At 69.4% G+C, this 18,933-nt stretch carries 16 protein-coding genes and 1 pseudogene; 5 read left to right on the forward strand and 12 right to left on the reverse strand.

Features of this window, described 5'->3' with window-relative positions; translation table 11 throughout:
• Positions 1 to 519 (forward strand): TIM barrel protein (locus tag AB0M20_RS03195; protein WP_364292863.1); only part of this gene is annotated, 519 nt, incomplete at its 5' end.
• Positions 516 to 2,357 (forward strand): PHB depolymerase family esterase, encoded by a 1,842-nt coding sequence (locus tag AB0M20_RS03200; RefSeq protein ID WP_364292866.1) that lies wholly within the window; start codon positions 516 to 518, stop codon positions 2,355 to 2,357. The genes AB0M20_RS03195 and AB0M20_RS03200, both read left to right, overlap by 4 nt.
• A gap of 61 nt (positions 2,358 to 2,418) precedes the next feature.
• On the opposite strand, the gene AB0M20_RS03205 is transcribed toward AB0M20_RS03200, so the two are convergent.
• From AB0M20_RS03205 to AB0M20_RS03245, 9 genes are all read right to left on the reverse strand, one after another.
• On the reverse strand, positions 2,419 to 5,100 hold the full coding sequence (locus AB0M20_RS03205; RefSeq protein ID WP_364292869.1) for a PQQ-binding-like beta-propeller repeat protein: 2,682 nt from the start codon (positions 5,098 to 5,100) through the stop codon (positions 2,419 to 2,421).
• Positions 5,101 to 5,119: 19 nt separating this feature from the next.
• Positions 5,120 to 6,184: a ThuA domain-containing protein gene (locus AB0M20_RS03210; protein ID WP_364292872.1), complete on the reverse strand. Its 1,065-nt coding sequence runs from the start codon at positions 6,182 to 6,184 to the stop codon at positions 5,120 to 5,122.
• A 446-nt stretch (positions 6,185 to 6,630) separates the two neighbouring features.
• The gene (locus AB0M20_RS03215) at positions 6,631 to 7,350 is read right to left on the reverse strand and encodes a GNAT family N-acetyltransferase (RefSeq protein ID WP_364292875.1); all 720 of its coding nucleotides are present in this window, start codon (positions 7,348 to 7,350) and stop codon (positions 6,631 to 6,633) included.
• Between the two features lie 655 nt (positions 7,351 to 8,005).
• Positions 8,006 to 8,398, reverse strand: a complete 393-nt coding sequence (locus AB0M20_RS03220) for an ester cyclase (protein ID WP_364292878.1) — start codon at positions 8,396 to 8,398, stop codon at positions 8,006 to 8,008.
• A 282-nt stretch (positions 8,399 to 8,680) separates the two neighbouring features.
• Positions 8,681 to 8,965 carry a helix-turn-helix transcriptional regulator gene (locus AB0M20_RS03225; RefSeq protein ID WP_364292881.1) on the reverse strand — a complete coding sequence of 95 codons (285 nt, stop codon included), beginning with the start codon at positions 8,963 to 8,965 and terminating at the stop codon, positions 8,681 to 8,683.
• Positions 8,958 to 9,449 (reverse strand): hypothetical protein, encoded by a 492-nt coding sequence (locus AB0M20_RS03230; RefSeq protein WP_364292884.1) that lies wholly within the window; start codon positions 9,447 to 9,449, stop codon positions 8,958 to 8,960. The genes AB0M20_RS03225 and AB0M20_RS03230 overlap by 8 nt, the downstream gene beginning before the upstream one ends.
• Before the next feature lie 343 nt (positions 9,450 to 9,792).
• A complete protein-coding gene (locus AB0M20_RS03235; protein ID WP_364292887.1) occupies positions 9,793 to 10,128 on the reverse strand; it encodes a VOC family protein in 336 nt (111 codons plus the stop codon).
• Positions 10,129 to 10,385: 257 nt separating this feature from the next.
• On the reverse strand, positions 10,386 to 11,330 hold the full coding sequence (locus AB0M20_RS03240; RefSeq protein WP_364292890.1) for an aminoglycoside phosphotransferase family protein: 945 nt from the start codon (positions 11,328 to 11,330) through the stop codon (positions 10,386 to 10,388).
• Positions 11,331 to 11,416: 86 nt separating this feature from the next.
• Positions 11,417 to 12,280 (reverse strand): sensor domain-containing protein, encoded by an 864-nt coding sequence (locus tag AB0M20_RS03245; RefSeq protein WP_364292893.1) that lies wholly within the window; start codon positions 12,278 to 12,280, stop codon positions 11,417 to 11,419.
• Between the two features lie 125 nt (positions 12,281 to 12,405).
• Here AB0M20_RS03245 and AB0M20_RS03250 point away from each other — a divergent pair, with 125 nt between their 5' ends.
• Positions 12,406 to 13,785, forward strand: coding sequence for a prolyl oligopeptidase family serine peptidase (locus tag AB0M20_RS03250; protein WP_364292896.1), 1,380 nt, complete (start codon positions 12,406 to 12,408; stop codon positions 13,783 to 13,785).
• Positions 13,786 to 13,851: 66 nt separating this feature from the next.
• The gene (locus AB0M20_RS03255; protein ID WP_364292899.1) at positions 13,852 to 15,639 is read left to right on the forward strand and encodes an ATP-dependent DNA ligase; all 1,788 of its coding nucleotides are present in this window, start codon (positions 13,852 to 13,854) and stop codon (positions 15,637 to 15,639) included.
• Here AB0M20_RS03255 and AB0M20_RS03260 read toward each other — a convergent pair.
• The 3 genes from AB0M20_RS03260 to AB0M20_RS03270 all read right to left on the reverse strand — a co-directional run bounded on the left by AB0M20_RS03260 (position 15,603) and on the right by AB0M20_RS03270 (position 18,851).
• Positions 15,603 to 16,127: an isoprenylcysteine carboxylmethyltransferase family protein gene (locus AB0M20_RS03260; protein ID WP_364292902.1), complete on the reverse strand. Its 525-nt coding sequence runs from the start codon at positions 16,125 to 16,127 to the stop codon at positions 15,603 to 15,605. The genes AB0M20_RS03255 and AB0M20_RS03260 overlap by 37 nt on opposite strands.
• Positions 16,118 to 17,509, reverse strand: a complete 1,392-nt coding sequence (locus AB0M20_RS03265; RefSeq protein WP_364292905.1) for an FAD-dependent monooxygenase — start codon at positions 17,507 to 17,509, stop codon at positions 16,118 to 16,120. The genes AB0M20_RS03260 and AB0M20_RS03265 overlap by 10 nt, the downstream gene beginning before the upstream one ends.
• Before the next feature lie 157 nt (positions 17,510 to 17,666).
• The gene (locus AB0M20_RS03270; RefSeq protein WP_364292908.1) at positions 17,667 to 18,851 is read right to left on the reverse strand and encodes a response regulator transcription factor; all 1,185 of its coding nucleotides are present in this window, start codon (positions 18,849 to 18,851) and stop codon (positions 17,667 to 17,669) included.
• Here AB0M20_RS03270 and AB0M20_RS03275 point away from each other — a divergent pair.
• A pseudogene (locus tag AB0M20_RS03275) lies at positions 18,852 to 18,933 on the forward strand (plasmid mobilization relaxosome protein MobC); the annotation flags it as partial.

The raw sequence follows: 18,933 nt of genomic DNA on the forward strand, positions 1-18,933 counted from the left end.
TTTTTACAAGAGGATTCTCAACAGGCTCAAGAAGATATCGACCGGTTCGCGGTGCTCTGCGAGATGGCCCGGCCGTTGGGGCTCACCGTCGACCTCGAGTTCCCGTCCTGGACCGAGACGCCGGACCTGCCGTCCGCGGTGCGGGTCCTGCGCGGCGCCGGCCAGCCGAACGCCGGCATCCTCGTCGACCTGTTGCACTTCGCCCGGTCCGGGTCGAGCGTGGCCGACCTGCGCGAGCTACCCGCCGAATGGTTCCACTTCGTGCACGTCTGCGACGCGCCACCCGCGGTGCCGGCCACCAACGAAGGGCTCATCCACACCGCCCGGTTCGAGCGCCTCTTCCCCGGCGAGGGAGGCATCGACGTGCACGGCATCCTCGCCGCTCTGCCGGCCGGGCTCCCCTACGCCCTCGAGATCCCGCGGGCGACGCTCGTCGCCCAGGTCGGCGGCAAGGAACACGCCCGGCGGGCCATCACGGCGACCCGCGAATACCTCCAACGGGAAAGGACACCCGCATGACCAGCATCGATCGCCGCCGGCTCCTCGCCGGCACGGCCGGGCTCGCGGTGACCGCGGCGCTGGCTCCGGCGGCACCGGCCGCCGCCGCGGAAGTCCGGTCGCTCGACGGCCGGCCGTTCCCCGCCTACGACTACTCGCGCGCCAACAGGCTGCCCCGCGAGATGACCGGCTACTGGACGAAGTCCTTCGACGGTCGCACCGCGAAGGTCTACATCTCCCCCGAGACGCCGATCCGCTCGTACTTCACGGTGATCGCGGTGCCCGACGGCGTGGACACCGCGAGTTTCCTCCGTATCTCGGGATGGCTCGAGGTGGCCGACCGGCGGCAGGAGGGCCTGTTCGTGCTCGAGCCCGGGCCGGGCGGCTGGGGCTCCTTCTCCGAGGAGGCCGGCTACGTCGAGGCGGCCATGTCGTTCTTCCAGAACAACCGCTACTTCTCCATCTTCGGGCTGCACTACCTCGTCGGGTACGCCCGCGGCGGACCCGCGCTGGAAGCCTGGGCGGTCGCGCACCCGCTGCGGGTCATCGCCCAGGCGTACGTGGACTCGACCGGCCTGAGCGCCGCCTACCTCGACTCGTACGCCTCCCGCGAGTTCGGTGGCCAGACCGACGGCTACACCCCGGTCGAGTTCCCGCCCGACTTCGACCTGATCCGGTACGACGAGACGGTGCTGCCCACCTGGTACCTGCACCCCGACCGGCGGGCAGCCGAGAGCATCGCCTACTGGAAGCGCGCCAACGACACCGTCGCCTCCGGAACTCATGACGCCTTCGGCACGACGTACCGGCAGAAGCGCGGCTCGGACCGGTGGATGACCTCGCATGCCGGACCCATCTCGCGGGTGGCGGTGCAACCGCGGCCCGCCGACCCGCGCAGCCGGCGCACCGCCCACCGCATCGTCGAGTTCCTGACCGCCTATACGCGCTACGAGAACTTCTTCGCCTACGGCAACCAGCTCCTCGAACGTGCCGACTACCGCCGGCTCGGCATCGAGGTGCGCACGATGACGGTGGCAGGCTTCGTCCGGGAATACCTGGTGTACGCGCCACGATCGGCGCGTCGCCGGGCGCCGGTGGTCTTCGTCTGGCCCGGCAACAGCCAGACCGACAAGGTCTTCGTGGATGCCACCGGATGGTGGAAGGTGGCCGAGCGCGAGGGATTTGTGCTGGTCGTCGTCTGCGAGCAGTACAGCAACACCTCGGTGTCGGTCAGTCACCGCGAATCGAACCAGTTCTTCCGGCAGCTGCGCGACACGATCACCGCCGAGTACGACGTCGACCCCACCCGGTTCTACAGCACCGGGCAGTCCGCCGGCAGCTCCGTCACCCAGAACTTCGCCATCGCCTTCCCGGAGTACTTCGCCGCGGTCGCCTCCACCTCCTTCACCGCCGCGCCCGACGCCTCGGGAAACGTCACCATTGACGGCGTCACGTATCCGGCCAGTGGCTCGCTCATCCCGAACTACCAGATCTACGGCTACGGCGACCTCGCGTTCCTGGAGGGCACGCTGTGGGACGACACCCACAACCTGCTCGACGACTGGGCCGCATACCATCTCCGCGTCGACGGGCTCACTCTGTCCGAGGTGGACAGCGTGACCGGGCGCCGCAGTGGCTACCGCGACCGCTTCCGGACCTGGACGTGGCGGCGACGCGGCGTTCCCGTGCTCAAGCTGACGAAGAATCTCTATCGGTCGCACAACACCATGGCCGAGGAGTCACCGCTGCTGTGGAACTTCCTCAAGCACTACAGCCGCGAGATCGCACCCGACGGCACCGTCACCCGGTATTACAGTCCGTCGGCCTTCCGCCGGATGGGCGACCGACAGCGTCTGTGAGCAACGGCACCGGGTCCGGCGAGACATGTGTTGCCGCCTCGCCGGACCCGGTGCCCCCTCTCTACTTGACGACCCGCACCGTCGCCGTCGACGTGAGCTGCTCCTGGTTTCCGTTGTGCTGGAAGTTCGCCACGACCGTCAGCGGCACCGCGTCACCTTCCGGCACGTTGTTGTCGAGGTCGGCCTTGTCGAACACCACGATCAGCGTGCGGCCGATCGCGTGCGCGTGTCTGGCCGCCACGGGTGTCCGCGACAGTGGCGTCCGCAGCACGACGTCGCCGTCGCCATCGAGCCGGTAGCCGGCCGGAAGACGCAGCGTCGCGGTGACGACGCCGCGCACTCCGGTGAACGTCCCGGTCCGCGAGCCGAGGTCGATGGTCGCGGGCAGGAATCGCAACGCACCCGGCAGGTCCCGGGGTGACGGGTACACCTCGATCTTGCCGGCCGGCCGCGGGTCGGTGCAGTCGTTGAAGTAGTACTCACCGGCGCGGTCGAACGTGAACTCGAAGCGCTCCCCAGGATTCAGGCGAGGGTTGAAGAGCCCTTCGAAGTACTGGGTCGCGCAGTGCGGCAGTCGGTTGGGGAAGTTCGGGAAGGTCTCCGCTCCCGGGTTCAGGAAGGTCACGGTGGCCCCGACCGGAACCCTGAGGTGTGTCGGGGCCATACCGCGCTGTGCGGTGCTGTCCCGCGCCGCGGCGGTGTCGGTCGTGCGGTCCTGACGGCCCAGGTACACGGTGTTGCTCACCGTCGCTCCGTCGACCGGATCGCCCTGAACGGGACGGCGGATCGCCAGCGGAGCGGTGTCCGGCCCTTCCTGGCTACCCGACTCCGTCCGGTAGGTGCCGCCGAGCTTGAACGCCCACAGCGAGTCACCCTGGGTCACCGAGGCGCCGTACGGGTTGGTGGAGCCGGCGGCCAGGACGGCGACGTACTGTTCGCCGTTGACCATGTAGGTGATCGGGGCGCCGGCGATGCCCGAGCCGGTCTGGAACTTCCACAGGACGTCGCCGGAGCGGGCGTCCATCGCCAGCAGGCGGCCGTCGATCTGACCGGCGAACAACAGGTCGGTCGCGGTCGTCATCGGGCCCTGGCCGTGCGACATGTCGGTGCCCAGGTGGTTGCTCCACCGCACCTTCCCGGTCGAGGCGTCGTAGGCGAGGATGCCGCCGGTCTGGTACTGACCGATCGCCCGCTGGCCGTTGGCCGCGGCCCCGTTCCAGTGCGCCACCAGGTTGGTGCCGTACGGGTAGTAGACCAGGTTCGTGCTCTGACTGTAGGAGTCGTTCGACCAGTCGGCGCCGCCGTTCTGACTCGTGGTCGACAGGATGGGGAGGTCCCACTGCGGGTCGTACAGGCAGCCGCGGCGGTGGTCCGTGGGATTGCCTACCGGGTACGTCAGGAACGGCTGGTCCGCCGCGATGTAGCTGTCCGGGTTGAAGACCAGGTTGCCGTCCGCGTCGGGTTGGTAGCCGTTGTAGTTCGGGACGGCGCGCCACGGGTCACCCGGGATGTTGCGCGGGTCGAGCTTCTGCCAGACGACGCATTCGGGCAGCAGGCGCTCCTTCGGGAAAGGCTGCGTCGCGGCGTTGTTCTGTCGCGAATCCTGGATCATCGGCTTGTCGGCCACCGGCAGTACGGGCTTGCCGTTGGTCCGGTCCAGTACGAACTGGTGCCCCGACTTGCTGCCGTAGAACACCACCTTGCGCTTCTGGCCGTTGACCCTGATGTCGGCCAGGGTCGGCGGGTGGACGTTGTCCATGTCCCACACGTCGTGCCGGATCGACTGGTAGTGCCACTTGTATGCACCGGTCTTCATGTCGACCGCGACCATGGTGTCGGAGAACAGGTTGTCGCCCGGACGCTGAGAGCCGTCCTGCGAGCTGCGGCAGCTGCGCGGGTTGCCGAAGGTCATGTAGTAGAAGCCGAGCTCGGGGTCGACCGCGCCGTGCATCCACGGCGTCGCACCGCCTTCGAGGTTGCACTGGGTGCCGTCGGGCAGCACGGGGCCCCAGGTGGCGCCGGCATCGACCGATCTGCCGTTGACGTCGGTGAAGATGGTTCCGCGATCCGGTCCGCCGAAGAAGTGCCACAGGTAGGCGCCGTCGCTGGCGCGCACCGCCACGACCGCGGCGCGGTCGCCGTTGGCGGCGTGGACGTAGACCACGCCGTCGTTGTAGACCGTCGCGACCCGGTCGATGCTGCCCAGGTCGACGCCGGCCTGGACGGCCGGCTGCACGACCCAGACCTGGTCACCGGTGTCCTTGTCCAGGGCGACGATGCGATCGCCGTCGGCCAGCGTGTAGACCTTTCCCTCGCCGATGGAGACTCCGCGCCGGGTGTCCGCCGTGTCGAAGTCCTCCGGCGCCCACTTCCACTTGGGCCGGCCGGTCGCGCCGTCGACGGCGATGACTTCGCCGCCGGGTGTGTCGAGGTAGATGACACCGTCGGACACGATGGGGGTGGTCTGCTGGCCGACGTCGTCGCTGGCCGGCGGGACCGCCGAGACATGCGTGCGCCAGGCCGGGCCCAGCCTGTCGAGGTTCCGCTTCGTGATCTGCGTGAGCCCCGAGTAGTGCTGGTTGGCGAGGTTGCCACCGACGGTCGGCATGTCCGGCCCGGTCGGCTCAAGGCCCGGCGGATCGGTCCGATCGACGCCCGTGCTGGGACTCTGGGCGAACGCCGTCGACGGCCCGACAGCGACGGCGACGGCGAGCAGGACCGGCATGAGAGTTCGTGGTTTCATCGATCGCCTTCCGCTATGGCTACTTGCGTTTGGCCGGCGTGCAGAACGGCTCGAGGCCCATGGCGGACTTGATGCCGTGCTCGAGATGCGCTTGGAACTGGGCCGCACCAGGGAAGTCGGAGTTCTCCTGGAAGGCAGCCGCATCGTGACCGAGGGTCGTGACCCAGGATCGGCCGCCGTCGTAGTACTGGCACCAGGTGACCGGATGGAAGTCACCGTGTCCGGGGTGCGATCCTTCCCCGCCCGCGCCGCCGGCCAGCGTCCGCTCGTCGACGGTGGCGAGGAAGTTCACATTGGTCGGGAACGGGACGAGGTTGTACCACTCGTCGGAGAACCTCCAGCGCCGCGGAAGGTGTCTGGTCGACACGTCGCGGTCGTTGACAACGACGACGTCGCCGGGCTGGTTCCGTCCGTGGTTGTAGTAGTTCGCGTTGCCGAGCAGCCCTTCGTACCACTGCCAGCCGTACTCCGTGCCGAAGGCGTTGTGGACGCCGACGAAACCGCCACCGCCCTCGATGTACTTCTTGAGCGACTCCCGCGCCCAGTCCAGGCGGGTGCCACCCTCCGCCCCCCGGGCGTGGTTCCACAGGGTGTCCCGGGTGGGACTCATGAAGATCACGGCCTTGTAGCTCGCCGACAGCCGTTCGATCGCCTGAACGTCCTCGGTGACGTGGACCTCGATGCCGTCGGCCTCGAGCATCCGGACCAGCCCGTGCTGCGCCACATTGGAGCTGTTCAAGGGCCGTGGCCAGACCGCCGGGTCGGTGTGGTCGTGGGTGATCACGTAGGGGCGGGGAAGGGCGAGATCTTTGACGGCCGCGTTGTCGGGATCGAAGGTCTGTCCGAGATTCGCGTGCCGCGGTCCCGCCGTGCGGGAGTACACCAGCACCTTGTTGTCGCGCTGAGTTCCCCAGTCGCTGTAGCACGCCGGGTCCACGCCGCGGCACACGCCGTACACCGGATCGATACCGGCCGGCCTTCTGTCCTGTCCGTTCGCTGAACCCTTGATCGCCAAAGCCGACGCCGGTGCGAGGACCGCGAGCACCGCGATGGGCACCACCGTCTTGAGCCAATTGTTGTTCATGCCGGGAACTCCCGTCTGGAGCTGAATTCCAGCCGCATCAGATGCGGTGCCTCTTACCGGTGACGCACATCGACGGATCCACCGTGGTATCGGCGCCGTGCGCATACACCGATTCACGTCGCGTTCGCTGATTGAGCGGACGGCTGATGGCCATAGCACTCCTCAGGCGGGCACACCACGTCGCCGGACGCCGAAATTGGGAGGTCCGCCTAGTGGACTTATTGAACCGCTAGACAGACCATAGTCGCGGGTGGGTCGTCTCACAAGATGCTGCAGAAGCGTCTCCGCCTATCGACCGGCGTTGTTGCCCCTGGATCGGCGGCAAGCTGTCGTCGGAGACGTAAACCCCGCCCTCAGCGGCACCTGGTTCCCTGAAGAGGCGCCCGAATCGCTCGATACGCCAAGCAGCCGGAACGTACTGGTGAAGGAAGAAACTGCCAGCGGGTTCAGCCCGCGTAGACGCGCATGACGCCGCCGGGTCGGAAGCCCAGGCGACGATAGAGATTTACCGCCGGCGCTTCTGCGCCGAGCACGGCGGTGCCGTAGCCGGCCGTCCTCGCGGCAGCCAGCGCGTGCAGCGTGACGGCCGTGCCCAGGCCTACACCCCGCCAGGCGGGCGGAGTCGCCACGAAGTAGAGACCGGCCACGCCGGCACCAAGAAAGACGGTGGCCGAGGCGACGGGCTCGCCGCCACGGCGGGCGACGTAGTGGCGCAGCGGGGCGCGGTCGTGCAGACCCAGGGACGCCAGCACATCACACCAGGCCCGCTCCATCTCCGGCGGGTGGGCGTGGCCGCCGGCGTACGCCACCGCCCAGGCGCGCAGGTCATCGGCCGAGCGAACCCGCGTGACCGCAACGCCGTCAGGCGCTGGGAGATCAGGCGACCGCGACTCCAGCGACGCGGACATCAGCGGCAACTCGTCGACCAGCCGCAGCCCCATCTCCACAAGCATCGCATCCGCGCCCGGGGTCGCGGACGGACCGACCCACCACGGCCCGTCTCCCAGCCCCACGGCCGCGACCGCCGCCCGCAGCGTCGCCATGTCGGCGCAGCCCAGCCGGTACGTGCTGCGCAGCAGCGGCACCGGCAATGCGCTACCCAGCCGCGACAGCGCGGCCGTCACGGATCGTTCGACCGCCGAGGCGGTGCCCAGGTGGTCCAGCAACGCGTACGGGTTGGCATCGATGCGGCAAGGATAGCCGCGATGAAGATCGACGGTTAAGGGTTCCTAGCCGGAGCTGTCACGCATCAAGTGACCTTGGAGGAGGCCGTCAACCAGAGATGGGGCTCGGGCCAACGGCCGCGTTCCGTCAGCGGCTTTGCCCAGCGACAGACTAAGGGTCGGCCACCAGACCCGGTCGCCGAGGGCTCCGATCATCTCGGCCACTGACAGCTGGTTGCGCACGTCGCAGCGGTGCTACACCTGTCCGATCATCTCGCCGAGGGTCCTCGCACCGCCGCCGACCTTGCTACGGTTACCGGCTGCGATCCGCGCTCCCTGCACCGGCTGCTGCGCGCCCTCGCCACGGCCGGCGTATGAACCGAAGTACCCGGGGGCTTCCCCTGCACCCCGCTCGGCGACGAACTCCGCACCGGCGCCGACGGACCAGGCGACTAGGCCGAATTTGCGGGCGCCTCGTCGATGTGGCGCGCGCATGCGCGGCGAGTCGGCTGACGACCTCGCGGAACTGGAGCGGATCAAAGTGCGGGCGTTGCGGGTCCGCGCCCTTCTCGATCGGCGCCGCCGGCGCGAGGAGGAGCTGTCCCCCTGTACGACACGGCCGGTCCGGTCGGGTTCGGGGCCATCTCACCCGGTTGTATCAGGCTGCCAGTTGCTTCTCGATGGTTTGGGCGTCGAGGAGGTACCACATGCGCTCGAAGCGGCCGTCGCGGAAGTGGTAGAAGGCGTACTCGGTGAAGGTGACGTCACGACCGGTGGGCTGTAGGCCGAGCCACTCCTTCACGGGGGTGCCGGTGTCGGTCAGCCGTGCCGCCACCCGGTCGCCCTCGATGATCAGGTCGTCGAGGCGCCAGACGAAGTTCTGCACCGAGTCCAGGGCCTGCTGCATCGCGGCGACGTAGTCGTCGCGGGAGACGGTCTCGCCATTGAAGATGATGGTGTCGTGGGCGAACTCGGCCATGCGGTGCAACTCGCGGGCGTTGGCTGCCTCGATGTAGTCGAGATAGATCCTGCGCAGGTCAGTGGTACTCATCGGAGCTTCCTTTCCGGAGACCGCAGGACGGCGACGCGGCGGGCGTGCATGCGTCGACCATGTCATAAGGGTTTCGCCTGGGCCTGCTGCACGGATGGATGACATCTGAGATGGCTTGGCGTACAGCGGCAGATTCAACCCACACTTAGCCTTCTTCCGTCTGAGGCCGCCCGCGGAGCGCATGGGCACTCTTCTGCGCGTCGATGCCGCGCACCATGCTGAACCTGTTGCACTCCTGGCGCTACAACTCTGGTCGTGTCGTGGGCGACGCGCGCTTTCCCCTTAAGGCCGTCGCCCGTCATCGTCGCGGTTCGCGTGTCCGCCCGTAAGTGCCCGAGCGTCCAGCGGAGCGAACGGGTCGAGGGAGAACAGTGCCTCTACCGGCAGGTCGAAGTACCGAGCCAGCCGCAGTGCCAGTTCGAGGCTCGGGGTGTAGTCGCCCCGTTCGATGTAGCCGATGGTCTGAAGGTGCACGCCGACCGCGTCGGCTAGCTGTTGCCGGGTGAGGTTGCGTTCGGTCCGTACCAGGCGCAGCCGCGTGTAGAACGCCGGTTGTTCCTTACTCATCGCCGGCGGGGTTCTCTGGCATCCGCCATGCGAGCACCATCGACGGCACGCCGTAGAGCAGCCCGAGGACGGTAACCACGAGGCCCATCATCAGCGCCTCGTCGGCCAGGGTGGCGACTGCCACCACGAGTCCGCCGACGAGCCCGAGGCTTGCCCCGGTCGCGTACGGCTCGCGGAACAGGGATCGGCGCAGGTGTACCTGCCGCTCGTCGAGGGACCTGAGTGGCCGGTCCAGCAGCCCCTGTGTGGCAATCCCGAGTAGCAGGGATCCGATGGCGTACGGGATCAGCAGGAGCAGGACCACCCAGAGTTGGCCGGTGAGCCAACCCATGACGGGAAGCGCCGCCAGCACTACGAGGTACAGGCCGACCAGTCGTTGCCGTCCGGCGCGCGACCGGAACGGCGCCGTTATCCGGCTGTCGTGCAACCTCCGGCACGCCCGTGTCCACCAGGCACTCTGGTGGGCGATTCGCTCGGTCGCCATCGTACGCCTCCTTATAGGTTGTGTATAAAATTTACTACAATCTGGCGTAGGTGTCAACCTAGCCTGATGCGATGTCGGGACGGGCCGGTACGTGTCGGCGGAGCACCATCGTCCGCGAGATCGGAGGCCGCCGGTTCGAAAAGATCGCCTTCTGTTCCGAGAGGTCTTCGCCGGTCGTTGATCCTCGGACGTGTTCAAGTCTCCGGCGGAGGGTGCTCAGACTCTTGATCGACGGGATGCCCCACCCAACACGACGACGCCAGGACCGGCTGTCTGAGCAAGCCAAGTTTTGCCGAGTCGAGCGCATCCGATCGTGCCGACCTCAGTGCGCTGACCACCTCTGTCAGTCGTAGTACTGAACCAGGCAGAACTCGTGGCTTTCCGGATCCGCCATGACGACGACCACACCTTCGTCGTAGTCGTGGCGTTCACTCGTGGCCCGGCCGCCCAGCTTGATGACTTCCGCAATGGACGTCTCGATGTCGTCGACGGTTATGTCAAGGTGGATCCGCACCTTGCCGGCTGCCGGCTCGGACACCGGCTGGAACACCAGTCGCGGCTGGGGGTCACTGCGTTCGCCGAGGTAGACCCAACCCTGTTGCGATGGTCCGTGCTCGCGACCGAGCAGGGTACTCCAGAATCGAGCCACCCGTTCGGGGTCGAGGCAGTCGATTGTCACGCCGGACCATACATTCGCCATGAGCTCGATCCTGACAGGTCGCCGAACACAGGTCCGTGCGCCCTGATCTGGCGAGAGGGCATGCCCGGTGGCGTGTGTACCTGGCGCCGTTCGGCCCGCGACGGCCGGCCCGGTCTCCGAGGGGCCCGGGCAGATTCCCGGCGCCGAGTTCGAACGCGCGGGAGCAACGCCACTCACCATCTTGCTGGACGTCGATCCTGGGCTGAAGAACAGCTGGCTTCGGGGGAGGGCGCGTCTCACACCGAATACCCCGCGTCGGCCAGGACGTTGCGACCGACCGCCATGCAGCGGGCTCGCCTTTCCGGCATGGTTGTCCAGTAGTACCAAATCATGAGCGTGATGGAGAGCGCCCAAGCCCGGGCGCGCAGCCACGTCGCGTCGTCGACGCCGACTTGCCTTCGAAAGAGCTCCCTGGCGGAGGGGTCGAGCACCTCCCAAGCCACAACGAGGTCAACGGTGGGGTCGCCGACCGACAAGCCCCCGAAATCCAGGACGGCGGTCAGGGCTCCGTCACGTACCAAGAGGTTCTCGGCTGCCAGATCGCCGTGGTACCAGCGCGGCGTCGTACGGTCTGCTACTCCGGATAGCTTCATGGATTCGGCCCAGATCTGCTCCGCGGCGTCAAGGTCGAGGTCGAAGTCCTTCAAGGCCCGGCATCGCTCGATGTTCTCTCGCGTCGCCTCATCCATCGTCGCGAGCGGCTCGCCTCGGTACGACTGCAGGTGTGGGTCATTGACCGCCCTCGTGGGTACCTCCGCCTGCCGCAGGGCGTCCAGGACCTTCGCCAGATCGTTGGCCAGGATGTCGCGCTGTGGGTCGATGGATGTGTCCGGGTCGACCACCGCAGGGTGCGTACCTTCGATCCACCTGACCACCGACCAGCGCTCCGGGTAGGCGTGGTCGGGTTCGAACACGGCAACCACCTCAGGCACGGCAACGGGCAACAGCGGCCCCAGCACCGGCAGCCACGTGGCCTCCTTCGAGATGCTCGCCGATCCACCGGGCTGGCGCGGCAGCCGCACCAAGAGTTCGTCACCGAGACGGAACAACGCGTTCGTCGAGCCGCTGGAAGCCAACCGGCGCACCGGCGCGTCCGCGTGAGAAGGCAACGCCCGACGCACCAACCCCTGGACCAGTTCCGCATCGATCGGAATCTCGTCGGAGTGCAGAGCTGGAGCCACACCTGAACTCAATCCCACCGCGTGGTCTCACTGCAATCCACTTTCAGAAGCATCATGTTGCCGCCGCCGTGTCGCACTGCTGGCGGTCAAGAGGTGAACGCGCTCATGGAGCGGAGCAAGGATGCCAAGCGGGAGGTCGCGTTCGTGCGGCCATCGGCGACCAGGGCCAGCACCTCCCGCTCCCGTCCGGTGAGAACACTCAGACGTGCCGGATCGACCGATCGGTCCACGGGAGGGTCGGGGCGGGGCGCGATGAGCGGCCGCAGCGCCTTGGTCAGCGCGTCGGTGGCGGTGGAGCCGAGGAGCACACGGGACAGCCTCGCCGACGTTTCCAGGAGACGCGGCGTCAGCAACCACCACAGGGCCAGGCCGGCCAGGCCGGCCAATGCCCAGGCCGGGCGGTACGGCAGCGGCAGGCCGAAGCAGGCGCCGGATCCGACGAACAGAGCGACCACCACAACGGGCGGACAGATGCCGAGCGTGCCGTTGACCGCGAGCCAGACCGCGTCGTGCCACGTCATGGGCTGGCGGACCAGCGCCAGTGACTGTCGCCACCCGGTTACCTCGGGCCGCGGCGGATACGGGCTGGGCAGCCGGTCGTCGGGGTGCCGCGTCAGCAGTAGTCGCCGCAGGCCCGCGACGGCGAAGGTCGTGGCGCCGTAGCCGACACGCTCGCCGTCGTCGAGAGTGCTCCCGACGAGCCACCGGGAGGCCTGGGCATAGTCACGGATGAGCCGGACCGCACCGACAATCACTGGTGCGCCGACCGGCGGCACCACCAGCAGGGCCAGCCCGACCAGCAGCAGGGCCAGCAGTCCGAGGCCGCCGATCGCCAGGCCCACCATGACGAACGCCCAGCCGAGCAGGCGCAGCCGACTCGCCACCGAGACGACGGCCACGCTGATCGCCCGGAACCGGTGAGCCGGTTCCCCGACGCCTGGGCCGAGCATGCCCAGATTCTGGCACATTCAGCGCATCTCCAGGGTGGGGGAAACCCCACCATTGGGCTCGGGTGGGGTTGGCACCCGCGACGATCGGCCTCCTCATGGCCACGCTGACCGCTGTGAATACGTCGATGAAACAACTGCTGGCGCTGACCGTCCTCGTGTTCGGGGCGATGGGCGGGCCGCCCGTGCCCGCGGTCGCGAGTCCCACCGACGACCTGGTCACGACCGAGGTCTCCTTCACCGGAAGCGGCGGCGTGATCCTGCACGGGTCGGTGGTCGCCCCGGTGGTTCGGAACGAGCCATTGCCCGCGATGGTGCTCGTACATGGCGGAGGCGCCGGTCCCCGCGCCTGGCTCCGCCAGGAGGCCGAGACGTTCGCTCGGGCCGGGATGGTGACGCTCATCTACGACAAGCGGACGGACGGGTACTCCCTCGTCGAGCGTTCGTTCAGCCAGCTCGCCCAGGATGCCCTGGCCGCGCATGAAGTCCTGCGGGGTCAGGCCGGAGTGGATCCGGCCCGGGTGGGGCTGTGGGGCGTCAGCGAGGGCGGCTGGGTTGCGCCGCTGGCCGCCACCCGGTCCGAGCGGGTCGCGTTCGTCGTGACAGTCGGAGCCAGCGGGGTTGCGCCGGCCCGGCAGGAGGCCTGGGCGAAGGCCAACCGGCTCCGCGCGGCGGGCGTGGCCGGTTCGATGCTGCGGGCGTACCCGGTCACCGCGGTCGCGCTCCTGACCGGCGCCGGACTGTTCCCCGAGTCGGAGTACGACCCGATTCCGCCCCTGACCCGGCTCCGCCAGCCCATCCTGGCGATCTGGGGCGCCCATGACGAGCTGAGCCCACCCGCCGAAAGCATGGCGATCTTCGACCAGGCCCTCATCCAGGCCCGGAATGCGCGGTTTTCGCTGCGCGTCCTGCCCGACGGCGACCACGCGGGCTATCTCGCTACCGACGGCGGCTTCGCGGTCCAGAACTGGATCACACCCGAAGGTCAGTTTGCGACCGGCTACGTTGGACTGATCCAGTCCTGGGTACGCGGCCTGGCCGATCCGGCGGCGAGCGTCGACCGCGACGCCCGCCCGGAGCAGGCGACGACCAGTGCGGCCCTGCCCTCACACTGGTACGCGCATCTGGGCGTCTTCCTGCTGCTGTTCGCGGGCTTCGCGACGTACCTGCTGCTGGGGATCGGCCGCCGCCGTCCGGTCGTGGGGCCGGCTCGCTGGTTGGCGGTCGGGGGTGCGGTCGTGGTGTCCGGGCTGTTCGCCTACGTCGCCGCCCTGCTGATGTCCTCGGAGCAGGCGGCCGGCCCCGTCGTACTCGGCCGTCCGGTCGTCTGGCTGGTGCTGCAGTTGATGGCCGTGCTCGTTGTCGGAGCGGGGATCGCCACAGCGGTGGTCTGGTGGCGGGTCCGCGCCGAGATCGGTGGTCTGGCTCGGGTCCGGCTGGGCCTGCTGGGCGGTACCGCGGCGGCATTCGTACCGTGGGCCCTGGGCTGGGGGCTGCTGCTGCCCTGACTATCGCATTCAGCAATCGGCGCACTAGCCACGGGTCATCCGCCGATGCTTGGATGGATCACTTCGTTGGGTGCGGCGCACGGGGCGGTGACGATGCGGTACGAGACGCTGGCCGAGGCGTATCGGGATCTGGAGCAGGCGACCGGCCGCCTGGCGATGATCGACCGCATCGCCGAGCTGATCGCTCACACACCGGCCGAGTTGCTGCCGGCGATAGCGTTGCTGTGCCAGGGAAAGATCGCGCCGGACTTCGCCGGGGTGGACATCGGCCTGGCCGAGCGGCTGGCCGCCCGCGCGGTCGGGGCCGCCGCCGGCGTGACGCAGGAACAAGCTCTGGTCGGGGCGCGCGAGACCGGTGACCTCGGCCTGGCGGCCGAGCGGCTGCTGCAGGAGCGCGGCACCGAGCGTACCGATGGCCTGCAGGTCCCGATTGTGTTCGACACGCTGCACGAGATCGCCGCCGCGGCGGGGGCCGGGTCGCAGGGGCGCAAGCTGGAGCTGTTGGCCGGGCTGTTGGGCCAGGCGACGCCGCTGGAAGCGCGCTACATCGTGCGTACGGTGACCGGGAACCTGCGGCTGGGCATCGGCACCGCCACCATCCTGGACGGGCTGGCGCAGGTGTACGCCGGTGGCCGCAAGGCCCGCCCGGTGTTGGAGCGGGCGTTCAACATCTGTTCGGATCTGGGGCTGGTCGCGGCCACGGTCGCCCAGGGCGGGCCAGAGGCGGTGCAGCAGATCCGGGTCCGCGCCGGCAACCCGGTCCGGCCGATGCTCGCGCAACGGCTGTCCTCCCCGGCGGAGGTGCTCGCCAAGCTGGGCGGCAGCTGCGCGGCAGAGTACAAGTACGACGGCATCCGGGTACAGGCCCACCGCACCGCCGACGGCCGGCTGGAGCTGTACACCCGCGGCCTGGAACGGATGGCCTGGCAGTTCCCCGACCTCGTCCGGATGCTCGATGCCGCCCTGCGCCCGACCGAGGTGATCCTCGAGGGCGAGGTGGTCGCGTTCGATCCCGCCTCCGGCGATCTGCGCCCGTTCCAGGAGGTGATGTACCGCCGCCGCACCCACGGCATCACCGAGGCCGCGGCCCAGGTGCCGGTGAGCCTGTTCTGCTTCGACCTGCTGTACGCCGACGGCGAGGACCTCACCCACCTCGGCTACCTGCAACGGCGGGAACGGCTGGCGGCGGCAGTCATCCCTTCGGGACCGCTGCGGCTGGCCACCGCGGAACAGGTCACCGACGTCGCCCGGCTGGACGCCGTGTTCGAGCAGGCGGTGGCCGACGGCTGCGAGGGGCTGGTGTGCAAGTCGATCGCCCCGGCCGCCGGCTATCAGGCCGGCGCGCGCGGCTGGACCTGGGTCAAACTCAAGCGCGACTACCGTACCGAGCTGACCGACACCCTCGACCTGGTCGTGGTCGGCGCGCTGTACGGGCGCGGCCGCCGGGCCGGGATGTACGGTGCGCTGCTGCTGGCCGCCTACGACCCGGACAACGACGTGTTCCAGGCAGTCTCCAAATGCGGCACCGGGTTCAGCGACGCAGACCTGGCCGGGCTACCCGAACGGCTGGCGCCGCTGATCCGCGACGAACGCCCCGCCCGCGTCGACTCCCGCCGCGACGCCGACGTGTGGTTCGAACCCGGTCTGGTCATCGAGGTCGTCGCCGCCGAACTGACCCCCTCCCCCAACTACACCGCCGCCCGCGGCAAGCTGCCCGACGACGCCGGGCTCGCACTGCGCTTCCCGCGCTTCACCGGCCGCTGGCGCGACGACAAGACACCCCAGGACGCCACCACGGCTGACGAACTCCTGCAGCTCTACCAGGCCGCGCGCCGCCGTACCACCGACAACTGACGCGGCAGGTAGCGGGGCACGGTCGCCCGGTATCGCCGGAACTCTTCTCCGAAGGCGTCCTCAAGCGTCCGCTCCTCGCCGCGGACGTCGCGGTGCACCAACGCGGCGGCAACCGGCACCGCCGCGATCATCCACCGGGAACCGCGCACGAGTCCCGTGCCGAGCTGAAGCAACGCCCAGCCGAGGTACATCGGATTGCGGCTGGTCGCGTACGGCCCGCTGGTCACCAACAGCACGGGGTTGGTGAGCTTCACCGGTATCGCGGCCGTCCATGACCGCCCGATCAGGCGGACGCCGGTGACCGCGAGTGACCAGCCGATGAGGCGCTGGACGTACCGGGGACCGGTCGGCGCCGACGGCCATCTGTGATCCAGCCACACGGCGGCAGCGATCCCCAGCAGGTAGGGCACGGGCAAGGGCACGTTGCTCAACCCGCCCCACTGGGTCGCCCCGCGCGGTGGGGCGCCGCCGGGCCCGCTCAGGCCCATGGACCTGCGCCGGGCGTGGTGACGGCGCCGACGTCGACCGGCGCCGCCGGCGGGCGGCGCAGGCTGCGGAGCAGGACGGGAACCGCGGTGGAGGGCCGGAACATGCGGATCGGAGGATCCTGCAGGGAGACGACCCGGAGCAGCCGCTCGGCGATGACCGGGTCGTGCTCGGCGGCGGCCTGCACGCGTGCCACGTAGGCGTTGAGCACCCGGCCCGGCAACGGCCGCGGTCCCGGCACCGAAGGCAGGGCCAGATCTCCGCTCACCGCCAGCTGCCAGGCCACGCCGGCCGGCTTCGCGGCGGCCCGGAGGAACCGCCGCGCCAGGCCGCGGTCACCGCCGGCCAGCGTTTCCCGCAGGGCTGCCGCCTGCACTGCGGCGACCGACATGCCCAGCGCGTACGCCGGGTTCGTGGTGCAGGCCGCGTCGCCGATGACCAGCAACCCGGCCGGGAAACGACGCAGCCGGTCGTAGCGACGCCGGACGTTCGCCGGGAACCGGTGGCCGACGATGTCGTCGAGCGGCTCAGCGTCGCGGACCACCGCGAAGACGTCGGGCGGGGCGACGGCCTCGATGAAGGCGGCGAAGCCCTCCGGATCAGTGGGCGGGTGATGCCCGTCGTACCCGAACGCGGTTAGAATCCACCGGTCGTCCTCCTGGGCGAACATCACCAGACCGGTCGGCCGGCCCGGCTCGGCGCCGATCCCGATGACCTTCGCGCCTCCCAGCGCACCGGGACGCCGGCGGAGGTGCCGGGTGGCGTACTTCAACTGGATGGTGAGCTTCTCCTCGGGCGGCCGGTCGTATCCGATCGCCGCCAGCCAGTTCGGGGTCCGGCTGCCACGGCCGGTCGCATCGATGACCAGGTCGGCGTCGATGAACTCCTCGGCGTGGCCGCCGGCGCGTACGACCCGCACCCCGGTGACGCGGCCCCCGGCCGGATCGGTGCCGAGGCCGACGACTTCGCACCGATCCACGATCGCCACCGTGGGCAGCGCACGCGCCCGGGCCCGGACGCAACCTTCGAGGTAGGGCCGGCTGGCCTGGCAGATGAATGGCCCGGCCGGGCGGCCCCGGAGGTTGAGCGGACGCCCGACCGGCGCGAAACGGAACTCCGCGAGGTCGCGGACGACCGGCACTCCCCCGGCCGCCAGTTCGTCAAGGAGGCCCGGGAAGAGCTCGTCGAGGATCTCGGTCCCACGTGGCACCAGCAGGTGTGCGTGCCGGCCCTGCGGGACACCCCGCCGATCCCCGGCCGTATCCGGCAGCGGGTCGCGCTCCAGGATCGTGACCCGGCCGTACCCGTCGGACAGCACCCGGGCGGCAAGCAGCCCGGCCATGCCTGCCCCGAGGACCACAGCGTGCTCTCCGATCCGTCGCATGCCGTCCTCCCCACCCCGGGCCGCCCGCGTCCGGACCGGACCCGGCACATCATCGGCTGACCTCGCGCGTCCTGACATGCCGCCGACGCTAGGCGGGGCAACGGCACCGCGGCTTCGGCAGAACTGCCCAACCCGGGCGCCGCGGCACTGCGTGCTTCTACGTAGCGGGTGAGTGAATCCCATGCTCGAAGGCGTAGGCCGCGGCCGCGGTGCGCGAGCCCACCCCGAGCTTCGACAGGATGTTGCTGACGTGCCGCTCGACCGTCCGGTCGCTGAGGAACAGGTCAGCTGCGATGGCATGGTTGGTCTTGCCGGCGGCGACCAGGCGTAACACCTCGAGCTCGCGGGCGCTGAGCCCGGCGGTGTCGGGAGCGTGGTGGGCATGCAGCAAACCTTCGGCGCGGGTGGCGTCCGGGACCGCGCCCAGCCGGATGAAGACCTGGTGTGCGGCGTCGAGCTCCATCGCCGCCGTGTCCTCGTCGTGCAGGGCGCGGCAGGCCAGCCCGACCAGCAACCGCGCCCGCGCGGCCTCGTACGGCATGTCCAGGTCCCGCCATAGCCGCCACGCCTGCCGGAGGGCCGGCAGGGCGGCCTCCGGGCCGCCGTCGGCGAGGTGGACCGCTCCGCGTGTGTACGCCGACCACGCGCGCAGCGCCGCCGCGTCATGGACCTCGCCGATTTCGGCCAGCTCCGTCGCGCCCGCACGGGCGCCCGCGACGTCCGGCACAGCCAACATGATCTCGACATAGGCCGGCAGGAGTCGCGAACGCGCCAGGCGATCGGCCGTCTCGGCCAGTGCGCGCCGGATGCCGGCCGCCGCAGCGTCTGTCCGGCCCTGCGCGAGCCGCAGCAGCGCCAGGCCCGGCTGGGTCTGCCCGCCGTACCGGCTGGCGCTGCGGTATGCCTCCTCCGCGTGACGTGCCTCCCCGCGGAGCCGGTGGACTTCCCCCCGCCGGTAGAACGCCGGTCCCGCCATCGCCTCGCCGTACCCCTGGGTGAGCTGCTCGCCGGCCAGCCCTGCCTCCCGTACAGCGTCCGTCCAGGCGCCGCCCAACTGCAGCAGCTCGGCTCGGTGGATGCGACACACGCCGGAGAAGACCCCGGAAAATTGGGGCTGGGCATCGCACCACGCGTTCAGGGCCACGGTCCACTCCCGGGCCCGTTGCACCTCGTGCACCTCATGGCAGGCGTCGATGACGCTGCAGTAGATCCAGCACGTGATGCCGGCCGAGGTCTCCCCCGCGGTGATCGCCACCATCGCCTCGTCGAGCAGCGCCAGCCCTTCGCCGACCCGCCCTGCCCGGATCCGGGCGCGCCCCTGGATGTGCGCGGCGATCGTCATAATGCCAATCAGATTGCTAAATATTGTAATCAACATCAATATGACGCACCTAACTATCCAGCATTAGAACGTAACATTAGTG

Source organism: Actinoplanes sp. NPDC051633 (assembly GCF_040681735.1).
GTDB lineage: Bacteria > Actinomycetota > Actinomycetes > Mycobacteriales > Micromonosporaceae > Actinoplanes.